Origin of the sequence: Kangiella sp. (assembly GCF_014762745.1) — a bacterium.
Taxonomy (GTDB): domain Bacteria; phylum Pseudomonadota; class Gammaproteobacteria; order Enterobacterales; family Kangiellaceae; genus Kangiella.
Genome location: NZ_JABURJ010000033.1, coordinates 1 through 1261 on the forward strand (window position 1 = coordinate 1; position 1261 = coordinate 1261).

The window sequence follows — 1261 nt, forward strand, 5'->3', positions numbered from 1 at the left end:
GATATGGCGGAGAGGGTGGGATTTGAACCCACGGTGGGCTACAAACCCACGCCGGTTTTCAAGACCGGTGCATTCAGCCGCTCTGCCACCTCTCCGAACTGCGCGAAATAATACCGTATGAAGTTTCCTTATGGAAGCCTTTTTAGCAAAAAAATCGCTGTTTTTACTGTTATTTTCAATAACCGGTCAGTTTTGATTACTATTTAATCTAAACTGTATCTAACTTTGGTTATGAATTGGTCGGAGCGAGAGGATTTGAACCTCCGACCCCTTGCACCCCATGCAAGTGCGCTACCAAGCTGCGCCACGCTCCGACTAGCATTTTCATTTAGGCAATAAAAAATGCGGTGCCAATAGTACCGCATTTCCTTAATTTTGCAATGATTTGTTTAGCTTATTCTCAGCTGGCTTTATGCGGCTAAGAATTGCTTGAGTTTTTCGAGCTCTTCGATTAACTCATCGATTTGCGCTTTGTTGACTGGAGCTTCTTCGCCGTTGCTTTCGCTGAGGCATTGTCTTGCTCCGCCTATCGTGTAGCCGTGTTCGTATAGTAGCGAACGAATTTGGCGTACGATGAGGACGTCGTCGCGTTGATAGTATCGACGGTTACCACGACGCACCGGATCAAGTTGGTCGAACTCTTGTTCCCAATAGCGTAGGACGTGTGGTTTTACTGCGCAAAGGTCGCTTACTTCCCCAATAGTAAAGTAGCGTTTGCCGGGGATTGCCGGCAATTCGTTATTGTTGCTCGGTTCCAACATAGTCGGCGACTTTTCCTCTTAATTTTTGTCCAGGCTTGAAGGTCACAACGCGTCGCGCGCTGATTGGAACTTCTTCTCCGGTTTTCGGGTTACGTCCAGGCCGTTGTGCCTTGTCCCTAAGTTCAAAGTTTCCGAAACCGGAAAGTTTGACATTATATCCATCTTCCAGGGCATCACGGATCTGCTCGAAAAACGCTTCTACGATTTCCTTAGACTCACGCTTGTTAAGCCCTAGCTCTTCGTACAAACGTTCTGCCATGTCAGCTTTTGTCAGTGCCATAATATATCCCCTTTGATTCCAGTCGAAGCGGTTAGTTTCTTAACGTCGCTCCATATTGCTCAGCAAGTCCAGACACGACCTTTTCGACTACGGCATTGATTTCTGCGTCTTCGAGTGTCTTGTCCGGATGACGGAGTGTCATGGCCAATGCAATACTTTTCTTGCCTGGTTCCAAGTGCTCACCCTTGTATATATCAAAAATATGGGCATCTGTCAGTAA

Annotated in this window: 3 protein-coding genes and 2 tRNA genes; all 5 read right to left on the reverse strand. The window is 46.9% G+C overall.

Annotated elements, in window-relative coordinates:
• Positions 1-4 precede the first annotated feature (4 nt).
• Positions 5-95 (reverse strand) — tRNA-Ser (locus HUJ19_RS02005).
• A 142-nt stretch (positions 96-237) separates the two neighbouring features.
• Positions 238-314 (reverse strand) — tRNA-Pro (locus HUJ19_RS02010).
• Positions 315-410: 96 nt separating this feature from the next.
• The gene (locus tag HUJ19_RS02015) at positions 411-761 is read right to left on the reverse strand and encodes a MerR family transcriptional regulator (RefSeq protein WP_015780726.1); all 351 of its coding nucleotides are present in this window, start codon (positions 759-761) and stop codon (positions 411-413) included.
• Positions 739-1041: an integration host factor subunit alpha gene (locus tag HUJ19_RS02020; protein ID WP_015780727.1), complete on the reverse strand. Its 303-nt coding sequence runs from the start codon at positions 1039-1041 to the stop codon at positions 739-741. The genes HUJ19_RS02015 and HUJ19_RS02020 overlap by 23 nt, the downstream gene beginning before the upstream one ends.
• Before the next feature lie 31 nt (positions 1042-1072).
• A partial coding sequence (locus tag HUJ19_RS02025) for a hypothetical protein (protein ID WP_290621938.1) occupies positions 1073-1261 on the reverse strand: 189 nt, incomplete at its 5' end.